Source organism: Hymenobacter monticola, assembly GCF_022811645.1.
Taxonomy (GTDB): domain Bacteria; phylum Bacteroidota; class Bacteroidia; order Cytophagales; family Hymenobacteraceae; genus Hymenobacter; species Hymenobacter monticola.
Window position 1 is genome coordinate 1,746,392 of the sequence record NZ_CP094534.1, and the last position, 16,644, is coordinate 1,763,035.

At 62.2% G+C, this 16,644-nt stretch carries 11 protein-coding genes and 1 pseudogene; 5 read left to right on the plus strand and 7 right to left on the minus strand.

Features of this window, described 5'->3' with window-relative positions; translation table 11 throughout:
- Nucleotides 1–20: 20 nt before the first annotated feature.
- The 5 genes from MTP16_RS07325 to ispF form a co-directional block, all read right to left on the minus strand.
- A complete protein-coding gene (locus tag MTP16_RS07325; RefSeq protein WP_243517448.1) occupies nt 21–1,115 on the minus strand; it encodes a hypothetical protein in 1,095 nt (364 codons plus the stop codon).
- Nucleotides 1,116–1,461: 346 nt separating this feature from the next.
- Nucleotides 1,462–2,520, minus strand: coding sequence for a hypothetical protein (locus MTP16_RS07330; RefSeq protein WP_243517452.1), 1,059 nt, complete (start codon nt 2,518–2,520; stop codon nt 1,462–1,464).
- 66 nt (nt 2,521–2,586) lie between these two features.
- On the minus strand, nt 2,587–3,972 hold the full coding sequence (locus MTP16_RS07335; protein WP_243517455.1) for a LutB/LldF family L-lactate oxidation iron-sulfur protein: 1,386 nt from the start codon (nt 3,970–3,972) through the stop codon (nt 2,587–2,589).
- Between the two features lie 139 nt (nt 3,973–4,111).
- Nucleotides 4,112–5,797, minus strand: coding sequence for a M28 family peptidase (locus MTP16_RS07340; protein ID WP_243517456.1), 1,686 nt, complete (start codon nt 5,795–5,797; stop codon nt 4,112–4,114).
- Nucleotides 5,798–5,944: 147 nt separating this feature from the next.
- Nucleotides 5,945–6,424, minus strand: a complete 480-nt coding sequence (gene ispF / locus MTP16_RS07345; protein WP_243517467.1) for a 2-C-methyl-D-erythritol 2,4-cyclodiphosphate synthase — start codon at nt 6,422–6,424, stop codon at nt 5,945–5,947.
- A gap of 330 nt (nt 6,425–6,754) precedes the next feature.
- Here ispF and MTP16_RS07350 point away from each other — a divergent pair, with 330 nt between their 5' ends.
- From MTP16_RS07350 to MTP16_RS07370, 5 genes are all read left to right on the plus strand, one after another.
- Nucleotides 6,755–7,369 carry a TetR/AcrR family transcriptional regulator gene (locus MTP16_RS07350; protein WP_243517471.1) on the plus strand — a complete coding sequence of 205 codons (615 nt, stop codon included), beginning with the start codon at nt 6,755–6,757 and terminating at the stop codon, nt 7,367–7,369.
- Nucleotides 7,370–7,405: 36 nt separating this feature from the next.
- Nucleotides 7,406–9,091, plus strand: a complete 1,686-nt coding sequence (locus MTP16_RS07355; protein ID WP_243517475.1) for a TolC family protein — start codon at nt 7,406–7,408, stop codon at nt 9,089–9,091.
- Between the two features lie 52 nt (nt 9,092–9,143).
- Nucleotides 9,144–10,289 (plus strand): efflux RND transporter periplasmic adaptor subunit, encoded by a 1,146-nt coding sequence (locus MTP16_RS07360; RefSeq protein WP_243517480.1) that lies wholly within the window; start codon nt 9,144–9,146, stop codon nt 10,287–10,289.
- 54 nt (nt 10,290–10,343) lie between these two features.
- Complete coding sequence (locus MTP16_RS07365) at nt 10,344–13,832, plus strand: efflux RND transporter permease subunit (protein WP_243517483.1); 3,489 nt, start codon at nt 10,344–10,346, stop codon at nt 13,830–13,832.
- A gap of 128 nt (nt 13,833–13,960) precedes the next feature.
- Entirely contained in the window at nt 13,961–14,227 is a 267-nt protein-coding gene (locus MTP16_RS07370) for an acyl carrier protein (RefSeq protein ID WP_243517486.1), read from the plus strand.
- A 623-nt stretch (nt 14,228–14,850) separates the two neighbouring features.
- Here the strand turns inward: MTP16_RS07370 and MTP16_RS26080 are convergent.
- Nucleotides 14,851–15,105 (minus strand): annotated as a pseudogene (locus MTP16_RS26080) (YkvA family protein); the annotation flags it as partial.
- 356 nt (nt 15,106–15,461) lie between these two features.
- On the minus strand, nt 15,462–16,637 hold the full coding sequence (locus MTP16_RS07380) for a S1 family peptidase (RefSeq protein WP_243517499.1): 1,176 nt from the start codon (nt 16,635–16,637) through the stop codon (nt 15,462–15,464).
- Nucleotides 16,638–16,644 lie beyond the last annotated feature (7 nt).

Consider the following 16,644-nt stretch of genomic DNA (forward strand, 5'->3'; position numbering starts at 1 on the left):
CAACGAAGAGGGCTCCTGGCTTACTGCTTGACGAGCCGCAGCCGCAGCGGCTGCCCGGCCAGCGCCACCTGCAGCACGTACAGGCCCGCCGGGACGGCGTCCAAATCACTAAGCACCAAATGATTGATGCCGACAGTCAGGTCGAGCGACCGGGCCAGCACCCGGCGGCCGGCGGCATCGGTGAGCAACAGCAGCGCGCCCGTTTGCGCCTGCGTCGCGCGCAAGGTGATGGCGAGTTCCGTGGCAAAGGGCTGCGGCGCGGCACTCAAGGTCGCCGCTTCGCCGAATGCCACCGTGCGCACGGGCGAGTAGGTGGCCGTGCCGTCGGCGTCCTGCTGGCGCAGGCGGTAGTAGCGCCGGCCGGCTTTGCCTTTTTCAGCGTCGAGGAAAAAATAGCGGTGGGCGGCCACGCTGCTGCCCGCACCGGCCACAAAACCCAGCGAACGGAAGTCCTGCCCGTTGGTGCTCACTTGCACATCGAAGCCCTGGTTGTTCTTTTCCGAGGCCGTGGCCCACTTCAGGGCCGCATCGGCGCTCTGGCGCGCGGCTTCAAAACTGGCCAGCTCCACGGGAAGGGGGCCGGGCGCTACCGTGAAGCTGCCTTTGTAGTTGTTGTTATTGTTGGAGTAGTACTCGGTGCCAAAACCGCACTGGTTGTAGTCCGAATCGCCATACACTTCCAGGGTATAGGTGCCCGGGGCCAGGCCGGCGGCCACGTCGGCCGCGTTGTTGAACTGGCTCCATTGCTGGTCGCCGGGGTTGGTCAGTTCCCGGTCGTAGGGCAGGTTCACTTGCGTGAAAGCACCGGGGGTGCCGCCGCTGGTCAGGTACACGCGGTAGTAAAGGTGGGCATTGAGCACGTTGCAGCCCCCGTTTTTAAACGTTTTGAGCTGCCCGCCCACAAACACCAGCGGCCGGCCCTGCACCACCGTGCCCAGGCTGGGGCCCACGAAATCGTAAGAAGTAGTTTGGGTAGAAGGGTTGAGGTCGTAGGTATTGGTGCCGGCGTTGTTGATGTTGAGAAACACGTAGCCTTCAAAAACACCGGTATTGGCCTGCACCCGGGCGCTCAGCAGCAAGAACAGCAGGCCGAGAAGGGTGCACCGGGTGCGCATTGGGTGGGCAGCAAAGCAAACGGGTAAAGAAAACGGCATAAGAGCGAGGTGGGAATTGGGGTTGGAAAAAGCAAAGAGAAAGGCATCGACTGAGCCCAAACGGACGCAGCACACCGGCCCAAAGGCCAATTGCAGTCTGGAAAGGAGGGAGGTACGGGGCTTATTTGCCGCTTCGGCCGCTTCGGCCGCGCGGAAGCGACGCAGCCAAAACGACCTCTCCTGAATTGCCCGGGGTAGAGGCAGAGAGATAACAAAGTTCATACATATGGCGAACTTTAACAATGCCCCTGCGCCCACTATTTCAGCATTGCCGAGGGCCTTAGCCGCACCCCGCTGCCTGCTCCGGTCAAACCGTCATTTGACGGGCCGGGGCCATGGTGATGCGGCGCAGAAATTCCAGCGCCGGCTGGTAGCGGCTGCGCAGCTCGCGGTAGTGCGCCCAAGCCGCGGCGCGGTCTTCGCGCAGGCGCAGGCCGTTGTCGGCCAGCAGCCGGCAGGCTTCGTCGAAGTCGGCGCGTTGGGGCGCTTCGTCGTCATCGGCGGGCAGCAGGCCGGAAGGTTCGGCGCCGGCTTTTTTGTCGAAGAAGCGGTACACCCGGTTCAGGGCCAGGCAGCCGGCCTTGAAAGTGGTTTCGACCTGGCGGGGACGGGGGCCTTCCACGGCGGCGAAGAGCAACGCCGCGGCGTCCAGAATCAACCCGCCGGCCGCCACCCAGGAGCGCCCCGGCTGCGGCGAGCGGAAAAACGACAGGATGGGCAGCGAGGTGTGGCTTTCCTCAATCTCGACAAACCATTGCTCCCAGGCGGCCCACTGCTGGTCGTCGTTCTGCACCGAGCCGTCGTGGTTGAGCCAGCCCAGCAGGCAGGCGGCGGTGGGCGGCGTGCCCGCCCGCAGTTCCAGCAGGGCCACCGTGGTTTCGCGCCGGGCAAAGGCCTGGTAAATGGTGGGCAGGTAGGAGAGCAACAGCGTGAGCAGCAGCAGCCCCAGCGTGGCTTCGGAGTAGGTGAGCACCCCGCCCACGAAACTGAACTCGTCGATGGTGCCCAGCGTGAGCAACGAGCTGCCGCTTAGCTGGTAGCAGTGCACGATGTCGCCTTCGCCCACCGCCCAGTACATGCCGGTATAGCCCAGGCTAACCAAGGCCTCCCACACCACGGGTAGCGCCACCAAGGCCACCGGCGCGTAGTGGGCCATGATTTTGTCGCGCCGCTCGTAGGAATTGGCCAGCTTGGCGGCCAGGTCGAACACCACCCGGATGCTCATGAACACCCACACGTTCAGCCGTACTACCTCGTTGCGCGGCAGCACAAACGAGCGGATAGCCGCCGATAACGTGGTGATAACGAGCATCACGCCGCCCAGCGCCGCCATCACGCGCAAAGCCCCAAACAGGAAGTCCGACATACCGAAGCAAAAACCCTGATACGGGCATCTGCCACAAACCGCCGACCGTTCAGCCCATTAACCGGGCTAGCGCGGGGCCTGCCGCGCCTTCCACAGCTCCCGGAACGAGGGCCCGCCGATGTGCAAGGCCTCGCGGCGCTTGCTCCAGCCCACCTGGCCCAGCAGGCGGCTCAGGCTCCAGTCCTTCACCTTGGCCGGCAGAATATCGAGCGCCCAGCGGTGCTGCATGCTCCACTTCCACAGGCCGATGGCCAGCTTTTCCTCGGTGGGCGCGTGGCCTTCCTCTACGCTCTGCTTTCGGTTGAGCAGCAATAGGTTGTGCAGCGGAATGCGCACCGGGCACACCGTGGTGCAGGCGCCGCACAGGCTGCTGGCGTAACTTAGGTGCTTGTGCTCGGGCAGGCCGCTGAGGTGCGGGCTGATGACCGAGCCGATGGGCCCGGAATAAGTGGTTTCGTAGGTGTGCCCGCCGATGTTCTTGTACACCGGGCACACGTTGAGGCAGGCGCCGCAGCGGATGCAGCGCAGGGCGGCGCGCTTGTCGGGCTGGGCCAGCAGGTTGGTGCGGCCGTTGTCGAGCAGGATGACTACCATTTCCTCGGGGCCGTCGGCCTCGCTGGCTTGGCGCGGGCCGAAGTACACGGTGTTGTACACCGTGACCTGCTGCCCCGTGCCGCTGGTGCTGAGCAGCGGCCAGAACAATTCCAAATCGGTGAGCCGCGGAATCACCTTCTCGATGCCCACAATGGCAATGTGCAGCTTCGGAAACGAGGCCGAGAGGCGGGCGTTGCCCTCGTTCTCGGTCACGGCAATGGCGCCCTCCTTGGCAATGAGGAAGTTGCCCCCGGTCACGCCCACCTCGGCCGTAGTGTATTTGTTCCGCAGCAGGTGCCGGGCCGTGAGCACCAGCTTCTGGGCGTCGTCGGTGGGCTCAATGCCGAGGTGCTTCACGAAGATATCGGCGATGTCGGCCTTGCTCAGGTGCATGGCCGGCGTCACAATGTGGTAGGGCCGCTCGCCGTTCAGCTGCACGATGTACTCGCCCAGGTCCGTTTCCACCGACTCAATGCCCTGCGTGGCGAGGTACTTATTCAGGTGAATTTCCTCGGTGGTCATGCTCTTGGCTTTCACCACGGTTTTGGTGTTGCGGGCCGCCGTTAGCTTGCCGATTTCTGCCAGGGCCTCGGCGGCGTCGCGCGCCCAAATCACGCGCCCGCCACGGGCCGTGAAGGCGGTTTCGAACTGCAACAGGTATTCGTCCAGCTTTTCCAGCACGGTGGCCTTGAGGTAGGCGCCCCGGTCGCGGGCCAGCTCGTGCTGTTCATACAGCTTCATGCCGGCGCTCACGGCCGCGTCGTACTTGCCGATGTTGAAGCGGATTTTGCGGCGGTGCTCGCGGTCGAAGGCCTTGGCCTCGGCGTCGAGCTGGAACTGGTCGGCTTTCACTTTCATGCGGTGGGGCGGGTGAAATGCGGTTCACCCGGATAGTTCAGTACTTGAAATTAACAGAGAACGTCATGCTGAACGCAGTCGAAGCATTTCGGCCGCGCTCAGCATGACGTTCTAAACGGTCACACTAATGATGTGCTAACTACGGCTTGTTCGAGTCAACCACAATGCGGCCGTCGCGGTTGGCCAACTCCCAGGCCAGGTGAAACACCAGCTTGGCGCGCTTCTCCATCTTCGAAAACTCGATTTTGCTGATTTCGTCGGTTTCCTTGTGGTAGTCGGCATGCACGCCGTTGAAGAAAAAGGCCACCGGCACCTTGTTCACCGCGAAGTTGTAGTGGTCGGAGCGGTAGTAGAAGCGGTTCGGGTCGGCCGGGTCATCGAAGCGGTAATCCAGGTCGAGGTTGCTGTACTGCTTGTTTTCGGCTTCCAGAATCACTTTCAACTCCGAGGCCAGCTTGTCGGAACCGATGACGTACACGTAGTCCGGCTTGCCCTCGTGCTCCACGTCGGTGCGTCCTATCATATCCACGTTCAGGTCGGCTTCCGTCTGGGCCAGCGGGAAAATGGGGTGCTTCGAGTAGTATTCCGAGCCAAACAGGCCCTTTTCCTCGCCCGTCACGCTCAGGAAGAGCAGGCTGCGGCGCGGGCCGTGCCCGTCGGCCTTGGCCTTAGCGAAAGCCTCGGCCATCGACACAATGGCCGAGGTGCCCGAGCCATCGTCGTCGGCCCCGTTGAACACCACGCCGTTCTGAATGCCCAGGTGGTCGTGGTGGGCCGAAATCACAATGATGTCGTCCTTCTTATCAGTGCCTTCGATGAAGCCCAGCGCGTTTTCCGTGCCCAGCGGCGTGCGCTTGCGCTCGGCCCGAATCTGCATCGGCTTCACCTTAAAGGTCGATTTCACCGGCTGCTTGGTGCTGTTGGTTTTGGCCAGGTAGGCCTGCATGGCCGCATCCTTGGTGCCCAGCAACGCCAGCCCCACGGCCGGCGACACATTGAACGTCGGTACGCGGCTCGGCTTTTGGCCTTCGCTGGGCATCACCACCGAAGGACGGCTGATGTAAGGCGCCAGGCGGGCCGTCTGCTTAGCGAAGTTGCTGGCGGGATTAAAGTTCACGAAGAACACCGAGCGGGCGCCTTTCTGAGTGGCTAGCTGCACCTTGGCGCGGTCGGTGCCCCACTGCGAGGGCGCCCCGTCGGGGCTCAGCAGGGCTTTGCCGCCGTCGCCGGTGGGCTCACCTTGCAAGATGAGCAGGTCTTTGCCCGCCACGTCGAGGCCGGCGTAGTCGGAGTAGCCGGCCTGCTCGATGCCGTAGCCCACAAACACCGGCGTCACGGTGGTTTCGGTAGCAAAAGGCGAGTCGCCGGTGCCATAGAAGTCGGTCAGCCAGGCGTAGCTGGTTTTGCCCACTTTCAGGGTGGCGCCGTCGGCCCAACTCACCTGCTCCACGTTGAATTGTTGCAGGTAAGGGTCGGTGCCGGTGGTCACGGGGCCGGTCAGGCCGGCGTTTTTAAACTGGGCGGCCACGTAGGCGGCGGCCATGTGCTGGCCCTTCATGCCCGTTTCGCGACCTTCGTACTCGTCGGAGGCCAGCACCGCCAGGTGCGTGCGCAGCCGCTCGGCCGATACCAGGTCGGCGTATTTTACGCTAAAGTCTTCCGGAGCCACGGGCTGGGTGGCGGCAACAGCTTTGTCGTCCTTGATTTTGGTTTTGGCGGGCGCCGTCACGCCCCCTTTGGTCTTCACTTTGACCTTGCCCTGCGCATGGGCCGGGGCAGCGCTGGCCAGGGCCAGAAAGGCCAGCAGGAGAGGGGTTTGTTTCATTGCTTTTGGTTGGTGGGAAATTTCTGGGACGGTGTAGAGACGCATAATTGCGTCTCGTCGTTGAACGTCTTGCGGCACGTCCTTTGGACGATTTCGTTCAACGGCGAGACGCAATTATCCGTCTCTACATCATTCAAAGCTTGATAATTACGATTTCACAATCAGCACGCTGGCGTAGGCGGCCACGCCTTCCTGCCGGCCCACAAAACCCAGTTTTTCGGTCGTGGTTGCTTTAATGGAAATATCTTCTTCGGCCACGCCCATCACGGCGGCCAGCACGCGCTGCATTTCCGGGATGTGGGGGTTGATTTTGGGGCGCTCCAGGCAGATGGTCGAGTCCACGTTACCCACCTCGTAGCCACGTTCGCGCAGCAGGCGCATCACGCCGGCCAGCAGCTTTTTCGAGTCGATGCCTTTGTACTGCGGGTCGGTGTCGGGGAAATGAAAGCCGATATCGCGCAGGTTGGCGGCGCCCAGTAGCGCGTCGCAAATAACGTGAATGAGCACGTCGGCGTCGGAGTGGCCGAGGGCGCCGTGGGTGTGCGGCACCTCAATGCCGCCGAGCCAGAAGGGCAGTCCTTCCTTCAATTGGTGAACGTCGTAGCCGAAGCCGGTCCGGATTTTCATAGAAGCGCGAATGCAAGCGGGCCACCGCGGCCCGGCGCAAAAGTACCGGCCGGCGCGGCTTCCGCCGAGGCACCTGCTACGGTCGTGTTTACAAATAAATAATATGATTCCGCAATGCTATTAAGCTAAATTTATTAGTTTTGTGTTGCCAACAAAATTAGTTGTCGATGCGTGCGGCCGCCTACTTTTTTTCGGTTCAAGCTAAAGTAAACGCGGGGCAGTTGCGTCTTGTCACGCGCGAAAAGGCCTTGCGCTGGTTGCAGACCGTAAAAACGCGATGGAAACTTTGGGTACATTGAAAGTTTCCGTTGTATCTTTGTGGCGTTAGTTATGGAAATCAAAGACCGAATCCTGAACCACGCCCAGCGGCTCTTCATGCGCAACGGCATCAAAAGCGTGAGCATGGACGACATCGCCGCCGACATGGCCATGTCGAAAAAGACCCTTTACAAATGGTTCGAAAACAAGGACCAGATTGTGATGGCCGGCATCACCAACCACCTCAACGGTGTGCAGGGCGAGTGCGCGGGGGTGGCCAGCAAAGCGGCCAACGCCGTGGAGGAAATGCTGATGCTGGCGAAGTGGGCCGACGAGCAGTTTGCCGACGTGCACCCCAGCATCTTCAACGACATGAAGAAGTACCATCCGGCGGCCTGGGAGCTATTTCGGGCCCATAAAAACACCTTCATTCTGGCCCAGATAGCGCAGAACCTGCGCCGGGGCATGGCCGAGGGCCTGTTCCGGCCCGACCTCGACGTGGAGGTGCTGGCCCGCCTCAACCTGGCCCAGATTGAGCTGGCGTTCGACTCGGAGCTGTACCCGTCCGCGCAGTTCAGCCCGGTGCGCGTCAACCGGGTGTTCGACGAGCATTTTCTGCTTGGTGTGGCTACCCTCAAGGGCCACAAGCTCATCAACGAGTACCGGCACATCACCGAGGCCGAATAATTTTCCCCCGCATACCCGTTTCTCTTTTAGCTGTTTATGAACATGCTGTTTCGAACCAGATTCCTGCTGGCGGCTGCCCTTGGTGTGGCCGTGCCGCAGGCGCTGCTTGCCCAAACCTCGCCAAGTGCCATGCCGGCGGCCCCGCCCACCACGGGCACCATGCCCCTGAGCCTGCAACAGGCCGTGGACTACGCCATTAAGAACAAGTCGAGCCTGCTGGCTACCCGCCTGGGCGAGGCCACGGCGGCCGCCCGCGTGGGCGAAATCAAGAGTGCCGGCCTGCCACAGGTGAACGTGGCCGCCACGCTCTCCGATAACTTCAAGCTGCAGAAAAGCCTGGTGGACGTGGGCGCCTTCGGAGGTGGTACCGCTCCGGCCCTCACCGCCGCCGACATTGCCAAGGCGCAGAGCGGCCAGACCGCCACCCTCTCCCAGGTAAATGTGGAGCGGGTGGCGCTGCCGCCCCAGGCCATTGCCTTTGGCCTGCAGTATGCCGGTAACTCCAGCGTGTCGGTGTCGCAGCTGCTGTTCGACGGCTCGTACCTGATTGGTTTGAAGGCCGCTAAGGTGTACACCGAGCTGGCCAAGAAGCAGACCCAGCAGGCCGAAATCGATGTGGCCGAGCAGGTGAGCAAGGCGTACTACAGCACGCTGGTGGCGCGTTCGCGCCTCTCGCTGCTGGCCCGCAACGTGCAGCGCCTCGATACGGTGCTCTACCAAACGGACAAGACCTTCAAGGCCGGTTTTGCCGAGAAGCTGGACGTGGACCGGCTGCGCGTGCAGCGCAACAACCTGGTGGTGGAGCAGCAGAAAGCCCAGCGCCTCACCGAGCTGAGCGTGGGGCTGCTGAAGTTCCAGATGGGCCTGCCGCAAAGCCAGAACATCAGCTTGACCGACTCGCTGGGCGCGGCCGTGGTGGATGCCGGCAGTTTGCGCCGGGCCTTGGGCGTGGCCAGCTTAAATACGGGCGGTGGCGCCCTGGGCCAGGCCCCGGTGCCCACCGCGCCGGCCACGCCGGGCGCCGATAATACGGCCGCCCAGAACCGCCTCGACCAGCAAAACGCCCTCTCCGGCGGGTTGGGCTCGCAGGCCCGCGGCGCCATCAACTACAACAACCGCATCGAATTCTCGACCCTGGAAACGCAGCAGGCCCTGGCCGGCCTCGACCTGCGCAACCGCCAGGCCGGTGCCTACCCGCGCCTCGTGCTCACGGGCGCCTATGGTTTCCTGGGCTCCTCGAACCAGCTGGGCGAGTTGTTCGCCTTCCGCGGGCCGGACTCGCGCAACAGCAACGGCTTCCCCAACCAGAACTGGTTTGGCTTCGGCAACGTGGGCCTGAGCCTGCAGGTGCCGGTGTTCGACGGTTTCCGCCGCAAGTACCTGGTGCAGCAGAGCCGCCTACAACAGCAGACCATTGAAAAGGGCTTCGAAACGCTGAAGCAGAGCATCGACCTGCAGGACGCCCAGAGCCGCACCACGCTCATCAACGCGCTGGACGTGCTCGACAACCAGAAAGCCAACCTCGACTTGGCCACCGACGTGGCCCGCGTGACGCGCATCAAGTTCAACGCCGGCGTGGGCTCCAACCTGGAGGTGATTACGGCGGAAACGGATTTGCGCTCGGCCCAAACCAACTACTACAGCGCCATTTACGACGTGCTGGTGGCCAAAGTGGACCGCGACAAGGCCACCGGCGAGCTGTATAACCAAGTGAAAAAATAACGCTGGGCCTGGCCCGCTTCCCTTTTAAAACACCGAAATACCCCGCTTACCCATGCGTTTCAACCCAACCCAACCCGCCGCGCTGTTCCTCGCCGGCACCCTGCTGCTGGCCTCCTGCGGCGGCGAGAGCAAAGACCCCAAAGCCGAGCTGGCCAAGCTGAAAAAAGAGCAGGCCGCCACGCAGGCCAAAATTGCCGAGCTGGAAACCAAAACCGGCGCCAGCGCCGAAGCGGCCGCTGCCAACATCACGCCGGTATCGGTGCTGAGCGTGCAGCCCGAGAGCTTCAAGAGCTACCTCGAAGTGCAGGGCCGCGTCGATTTCGACCAGAACGCCACCGTAGGCGCCCGCGCTGCCGGCTCGCTCACCAGCATCCGCGTGCAGCGCGGCGACCGGGTGAGCAAGGGCCAGGTGCTGGCCACCATCGACGCCAGCGTCCTCGACGCCAACATTGCCGAGCTGCGCACCCGCATGGAGCTGGCCAAGACGGTGTACGAGAAGCAGTCCGGCCTGTGGAAGCAGCAGATTGGCACTGAAATCCAGTACCTGCAAGCCAAGAACAACTACGAGGCCCTGCAGCGCAACCTGGCCACCCTTAACCAGCAACGCTCCCTGTATAATGTGGTGGCGCCCTTCAGCGGCACCGTGGATGAGGTGCTGCCCAAGTTGGGCGAAATTGCCGCCCCCGGCTCGCCGGTGGTGCGTCTGACCAGCGGCTCGGGCGGTAAAATCCTGGCCGACGTGTCGGAAGCCTACGGCAACAGCATTAAGGCCGGCGACGACGCCATTGTGACCATTCCGGACCTGGGCGGCGAGGAAATTCCCGCCACGGTGCGCGTGGTAAGCCGCAGCATCAACGCCACCAGCCGCACCTTCACGGTGGAGCTGCGCCTAAAGGGCAGCAAAGCCGCCGACCTGCGCCCCAACATGGTGGCTACGGTCCGCATCCAGAACTACGACCGCCAGAACGCCACCGTCATCCCCGTGGACCTGGTGCAGAAGGACGAGCAGAACAGCTACGTGTACGTGGTGGGCCAGGAAGCCGGCAAGGCCGTGGCCAAGAAGCGCGTCATCAAGACGGGCAACGCCTACAACGGCAAGATTGAAGTGACCAGTGGCCTGCAAAACGGCGACCAGGTGATTTCGGCCGGCTACCAGAATTTGAATGACGGCCAGGTGGTGAGTGTCGCCAAGGCCTAACACAGCCTTTGGGCTGTGATTTCTCACGCTTTTTACTAGAACGCTAGAAAAGCTATGCAAGACTTAGAGAAAGAGTTTGGGCCGACCAGTTGGTCCATCAACAACAAAACCAGCATCTACATCATCACGGTGATACTGTGCGTGGCGGGGATTTTTGCCTACATCAAGCTGGGCAAGGAGAAATTCCCCGACATCGTGATTCCGCGCATCATCGTGGCCACGGTGTACCCCGGCACCTCGCCGGCCGACATCGAGAACCTGGTGACGCGCCAGCTCGAAAAGGAGATTAAAAGCGTGAACGGGGTGAAGAAAATCAGCTCCACCTCGAACCAGGACTATTGCATCGTGGACGTGGAGTTCAACTCCGGCGTGGACGTGCAGTACGCCAAGCAGCTCATCAAGGACGCCGTGGACAAGGCCGCCACCGAGCTGCCCAACGACCTGCCCACCGCCCCCACGGTGAAGGAAATTAACATCTCGGAGCAGCCCATCATGTACGTCAACCTGAGCGGCAACCTGCCCGCCGCCCAGCTCAAAAAGTACGCCGACGACTTCCAGGACAAGATTGAGGCCCTGCCCGAAATCACCCGCGTCGACATTATCGGTGCCTTGGACCAGCAGGTGAACGTGGACGTGGACCTGAACAAGCTGCGCGCCTCGCGCCTGGGCTTCTCGGACATCACCCGCGCCATTGGCGGCGAAAACCTGACCGTGTCGGGCGGCTCCATTGATGTGGGCAATCAGAAGCGCGCCGTGCGCGTGGCCGGCCAGTATGCCCGGGCCGAGGACATTGCCGATATCCAGGTGAAGAACCTCAACGGCGCGGCCGTGCGCCTCGGCGACATTGCCACCGTGGTGGACGGCTTCAAGGACCGCGAAAGCTTCGCCCGCCTCGACGGCAAGCCTGCCATCACCCTGAACGTGGTGAAGCGCCAGGGCGAAAACCTGATTGACGCTTCGGACAAAATCAAGGCCATTGTGAAGGACGCCGAGCTGACGCTGCCCAAGGAGCTGAAAGTGACCATCACCGGCGACTCTTCGAACGACACCCGCGTGACGCTGCACGACCTCATCAACACCATCATCATCGGCTTCCTGTTGGTGACGGCCATCCTCATGTTCTTCATGGGCACCACCAACGCCATGTTCGTGGGCCTCTCGGTGCCGATTTCGATGTTCCTGGCCTTCCTCATCATCCCGGGCTTCGATTTTTCGCTGAACATGATTGTGCTCTTCGCCTTCCTGCTGGCGCTGGGCATTGTGGTGGACGATGCCATTGTGGTCATCGAAAACACCCACCGCCTGCTGCACGAGCACCCCAATCTGAGCACCGAAAAAGCCGCCAAATTCGCCGCCGGCGAGGTATTCGTGCCCGTGCTGGCCGGCACGCTCACCACGGTGGCGCCGTTTGTGCCGCTCATGTTCTGGCCCGGCATCGTGGGCTCGTTCATGTACTACCTGCCGGTCACGCTCATCATCACGCTCATGTCGTCGCTGGTGGTGGCTTTCATCATGAACCCGGTGTTTGCCGTGAGCTTCATGGCCCGCGAGGAGCATTTTGAAGAAGACCTGCACAGCAAGCCCAAAGCCACGCGCGGCTTCCTCATCGCCATCGGCGTGCTGGTGGCGCTGGGCATCCTGTTCAACGTGCTGGCCCTGGGCAAGACGCCCGAAGTCGGCCCCGACGGCGAAACGTCCGGCCTGCTGGGCCACTTCCTCGGCAACCTTTGCCTGGCCCTGGCCGGCTTCATCATCCTCGACAAATACGTGCTGGTGAAGATGATTGCCTGGTTCCAGACCCGCGCCCTGCCCAAGTTCCAGAACGGCTACGCCAGCCTGGTGCGCTGGGCCATCAGCCACCCGGTCATTGTCATGGTGGGCGTGGTCATCGTCTTCATCGGCTCGTTCGTGGCCGTGGGCATCCGCGGGCCCAAGGTGGACTTCTTCCCCAAAGGCGACCCCAAGTTCATCTACACCTACCTGCGCATGCCCGTCGGCACCCGCGTGGAAGTGACGGACTCGGTGACCAAAGTGCTCGAAAACCGCATCTACGGCGTCATCGGCCGCAACAACCCCGACGTGGAATCGGTGATTACCAACGTGGCCATCGGCGCCGGCGACCCCAGCGAGGCCACGGCTTCGGGCGTGTCGCAGTCGCACATGGGCAAGGTGGGCGTGGCCTTCAAGGAGCTGAGCGACCGCAAAGGCCCCGCCACCAGCACCTACATGGATAAAATCCGCGAGGTGGTGAAAGGCATCCCCGGCGCCGAGGTATCGGTGGACCAGGAAGCCAGCGGCCCGCCCCAGCAGAAGCCCATCGCCATCGAAGTGAGCGGCGACGACTACCCGGCCCTGGCCAAGCTCTCCAAGAAAGTGGAGCGCTACGTGGATTCCCTGCACATCAGCGGTATCGAGGACCTGCGCTCCAACCTGGAAGACCGCAACCCCGAAATCGCCGTCAACATCGACCGCACCCGCGCCAACCGCGAGGGCATCAGCACCGGCCAGATTGGCCTGGAAGTCCGCACCGCCATCTACGGCTCGGAAGCCAGCAAATTCAAGACGCCGGATGATGAATACCCCATCCAGGTGCGCTACGCCAAGCCCTACCGCAACGACGTGGACGCCGTGGTGAACGCCCCGCTCACCTTCCGCGACGCCACCGGCGCCGTGCGCCAGGTGCCCATCTCGTCCATCGCCACCGTCAGCTACGGCAGCACCTACGGCGGCATCAAGCGCAAAGACACCAAGCGCGTCATCACCATCAGCTCCAACGTGCTCAACGGCTTCACCGGCCCCGACGTGGCCGCCCAGGTGAAGCAGGCCCTCAAAGCCTTCCCCGTGCCCAACGGCTACAACGTGCGGATGGGCGGCGCCGAGGAAGACCAGAAGGAAACCACCGACTTCCTGCCCATGGCCGGCATCGGCGCGCTGGGCCTCATCTTCCTCATCCTCGTCACGCAGTTCAACTCGTTCAGTAAGCCGATTATCATCCTCTCTGAAGTGCTGTTCTCGATTGCGGGCGTGTTCTGGGGCCTGGCCATCACGGGCCAGAACGTGAGCATCGTGATGACGGGCGTGGGCATCATCGCCCTGGCCGGCATCGTGGTGAAAAACGGGATTCTGCTGGTCGAATTCACCGACATCCTGCGCGCCCAGGGCATGCCGCTGCGCGAGGCCATCGTGCTGGCCGGCCGCACCCGCCTCAACCCCGTGATTCTGACGGCCACGGCCGCCACGCTGGGCCTCATCCCGCTGGCCATCGGCCTGAACATCGACTTCTACGAGCTGTTCGCCTCCGGCAACGCCCACTTCTTCATCGGTGGCGAATCGGTGACGTTCTGGGGCCCGCTGGCCTGGACCATCATCTTCGGCCTGGTGTTCGCTACGGCCATCACCCTGCTGGTGGTGCCGGTGATGTATCTGCTGAGCGAAACGCTCAAAGGAAAAATTTCGGGAAAAAATCCCGACCACGTTGCAACCATTTCCAAAGAGGTGGACTCTGAAGAAATACAGGCGGTACGGCCGCCTGTACTAGCCTAGCATTTTCCGCGTTTTGGCGCCCGTCGGCCGGTTTTTGTTGCAGCACTAACCGCTTTTATCCCACCCCGACGGGCGCCTCACCGCAGGGTGCCCACTTCAGTAGCCTCACCGTTTTTTTCGCAACTATTATGTACGTATCCACTAGCACCGCTCACCACACGCCCACCATCGAGCAGCAGGTTTTCCGCATCATCAGCAAGCGCAAGGCCATCCGGGCCAGCCGCGTGCGCAAAACCGCCAGCCTCGCCCGCGACCTGCGCTTCGACACCGTCGACGTGGTCGACATCATCCTCGAGCTGGAGCGCAACTTCAGCATCACCATCCCCGACGAAGTGCCCCTCACCACCGTGGGCGATTTCGTGCGCTACGTGCGCGAGCACGCCGCCGCCGCTTAATAAGGAAGGCTGCCCGCTACCAGGCTATTGCTTATTAGTTGCTATCATTGAAAAAGGCCCCGGAACTAGGTTCCAGGGCCTTTTTTGCATTTGATAAAATCGGTTTAGCGCACGTTGCCACCCGAGTCGAGGCGGCCGGCGTCACTTTCGTTGCGGCTGCCTTCCCAGGTGCGCACCGTGGCGCCGCTGGTGTCGCCGGTAGGCTTCATATCATCGCCTTGCGTGTGCACCGGGGCCGGGCTGCTACTCTCGGGCGAGCCCAAGCCGGAGTCGGTGTTCGACTGTTGGCTGGAAGAATTAGTGTGCGACTCGGGGTGGGTGCCGTGCTGCTTGGCTGACTCAGCGGCGGGCTGGGGCGTGGAAGGATGCTGGTTATCAGGGTTCGAGTCAGTGCCGGAGGCTTTATTTGCAGTGGCTGGGTTGTCACTGGTGCCGGCATTTTTAGCCGACTCGCGGGCGGGCTGGGCGCGGTCCTCGTCGTAGTTGATGGGCGTCAGGCCGCCCATCGACGCGGCGGCGTTTTCGGCAGCAGCTTTATCGGTATTGCCAGCTACCACCGGGCGCGTCAGCTCCCACTCGTTAAACCTGTCCATCTCGTGCTTGAGGGTAGTTGAGAACCAGGCCACCAGGGCCACGTCGTCGAGCAGGCCCAGCACCGGAATGAAGTCCGGAATCAAGTCAATTGGGCTCAGGAAATAGATGAGCACGGCCACCGCAGCCGCCACCGTAGTGCCGGGCACGCCGGTGTACTCACCCGAAATCGACGCCTTGATGAGCCGGAACATGGTCTGGAGCGTTTCCCAGGCTTCGTGGGCCAGCGTGCCTACTTCGTTCTTCTGGCTAGCTTTCTGGTAGGCGTCCGTCAGCAGCTTTTTCATGCGCGTGGGCTGCTTGATGTAGCCCTCGGCGGTGCTGAGAAATTTCTTAAAAAAGGCCGAGCCGGCCACGTCGTTGCCGGAAGGCGGGGTTTGTTGATTTTGAGCCACGGAGTGCAGGATTTAAGAGTGCAGAAAATGAGAAGGACGGGCTGGCCCCTTTGTAAGGCCTGAATACTACAGTAGATGGGCTAAGGTTGTGAAGAGTACGGTAACACGCCTCTTAAGCAGTAAAAAAGTCAACTCAATCGGCGGGCGGCGGAGCATAATCGCAGCAAGCCAAATGTCGTTACAGCACAACGGCCCGCTTCTGGAAAGAAACGGGCCGTTGCAGCGGTCAGAAAGCGTTGGGAATTGAATTAGTTTTCAAATACCTTCACCACGAACACGTAGTCCTGCAGCTTCTTCAGCTGCTGCGGACGGGCGGCACCGGTCAGCTGGTTCGATTTGGGCAGGCGGTAGGGCGTTGCGGGCTGGGTGTTGCGCAGCGAATCCACGAGCCGCACCAGGTACGACGACTTGGTGGCGAAGGAAGTGCCTTCCAAGTCATTCTGCCGGGCATTGATAACCCCAATCAGATTGCCCTGCGCGTCGAGCAGCGGCCCGCCCGAGTTGCCGGGGTTCACCGGAATGCTGATTTGGTAAGCCGCCGTGTCGCCTTCGAAGCCCGAGCGCGCGCTCAGGGAGCCTTCGCCGTACACCACGTCTTCACGCGGGTAGCCCAGCGTAAACACCCGCTCGCCCAGGTCGGCCTGGCCAGCTTTGAAGGTGTAGGGCAGGCGGCCGAAGCCGGTGAAGCGCTTGTCGGTGATGCGCAGAATGGCCAGGTCGTGGGCTTTGTCAGAATACACCGGCTCGACGCGGTAGCGCTGCCGGTCGCGTCCCTCCACCTGCAGTGAATCGGCTCCTTTGATAACGTGGTAGCTCGTTACTAGATAGCCTTCCGCCGTCAGAGCGAAGCCCGTGCCGCCAAACTTGCCGTCCTTAAAAGGCGGCGGCAACACCGTTTTGCCGTCGATGCGCTCAATGGTGCGGTTGAGGGCCCGCTGGTTTTGTTTAAGGTTGTTGATTTCGCGGCGCATCCACTGAATGGAAGCCGGCGCCTGCACCTTCGAACTGCGCCAGATGTCCAGGCCCAGGAGCGTGGCAAACACGGCCATCACGGCCACCGAGGCGGCCACGCCCACCGTGGCGCGGTGCCCGCTCCAAAACTCGCGCAGCTTGCGCTCGGTGCGCGAGATGCGCAGCATCGGGTTCACGGTGTGGGTGAAGGGGCTGGCTTTTTCGGCCACGGGCGCTTCGGTCGGGGCCTCGGCGGTCAGCATGGCGGCGTGAATGCCGCGCAGCTGCTCACGCGTCTGCTGGCGCTGGCGGTAGCCGCGCAGCGTGCCGGTCAGCTCCTTGAAGTCGGCGTAGCGCAGGGCAAAGTCCGGGTCGGCCGCCAGGCGCGCTTCGAGGCTGGTGCGGGCGGGCCCGGCCAGCTCGCCGTGCGAGTAAGCTTCAAATAAGGCGTAATAGTCTGCTTCAGTCATCATGGGGTAA

What these genes read in the sequence shown, in the direction of transcription:
- MTP16_RS07325 (WP_243517448.1), bottom strand. Translation starts at nt 1,115, where the DNA reads ATGCGCACCCGGTGCACCCTTCTCGGCCTGCTGTTCTTGCTGCTGAGC.
- MTP16_RS07330 (WP_243517452.1), bottom strand. Translation starts at nt 2,520, where the DNA reads ATGTCGGACTTCCTGTTTGGGGCTTTGCGCGTGATGGCGGCGCTGGGC.
- MTP16_RS07335 (WP_243517455.1), bottom strand. Translation starts at nt 3,972, where the DNA reads ATGAAAGTGAAAGCCGACCAGTTCCAGCTCGACGCCGAGGCCAAGGCC.
- MTP16_RS07340 (WP_243517456.1), bottom strand. Translation starts at nt 5,797, where the DNA reads ATGAAACAAACCCCTCTCCTGCTGGCCTTTCTGGCCCTGGCCAGCGCT.
- ispF (WP_243517467.1), bottom strand. Translation starts at nt 6,424, where the DNA reads ATGAAAATCCGGACCGGCTTCGGCTACGACGTTCACCAATTGAAGGAA.
- MTP16_RS07350 (WP_243517471.1), top strand. Translation starts at nt 6,755, where the DNA reads ATGGAAATCAAAGACCGAATCCTGAACCACGCCCAGCGGCTCTTCATG.
- MTP16_RS07355 (WP_243517475.1), top strand. Translation starts at nt 7,406, where the DNA reads ATGAACATGCTGTTTCGAACCAGATTCCTGCTGGCGGCTGCCCTTGGT.
- MTP16_RS07360 (WP_243517480.1), top strand. Translation starts at nt 9,144, where the DNA reads ATGCGTTTCAACCCAACCCAACCCGCCGCGCTGTTCCTCGCCGGCACC.
- MTP16_RS07365 (WP_243517483.1), top strand. Translation starts at nt 10,344, where the DNA reads ATGCAAGACTTAGAGAAAGAGTTTGGGCCGACCAGTTGGTCCATCAAC.
- MTP16_RS07370 (WP_243517486.1), top strand. Translation starts at nt 13,961, where the DNA reads ATGTACGTATCCACTAGCACCGCTCACCACACGCCCACCATCGAGCAG.
- MTP16_RS07380 (WP_243517499.1), bottom strand. Translation starts at nt 16,637, where the DNA reads ATGATGACTGAAGCAGACTATTACGCCTTATTTGAAGCTTACTCGCAC.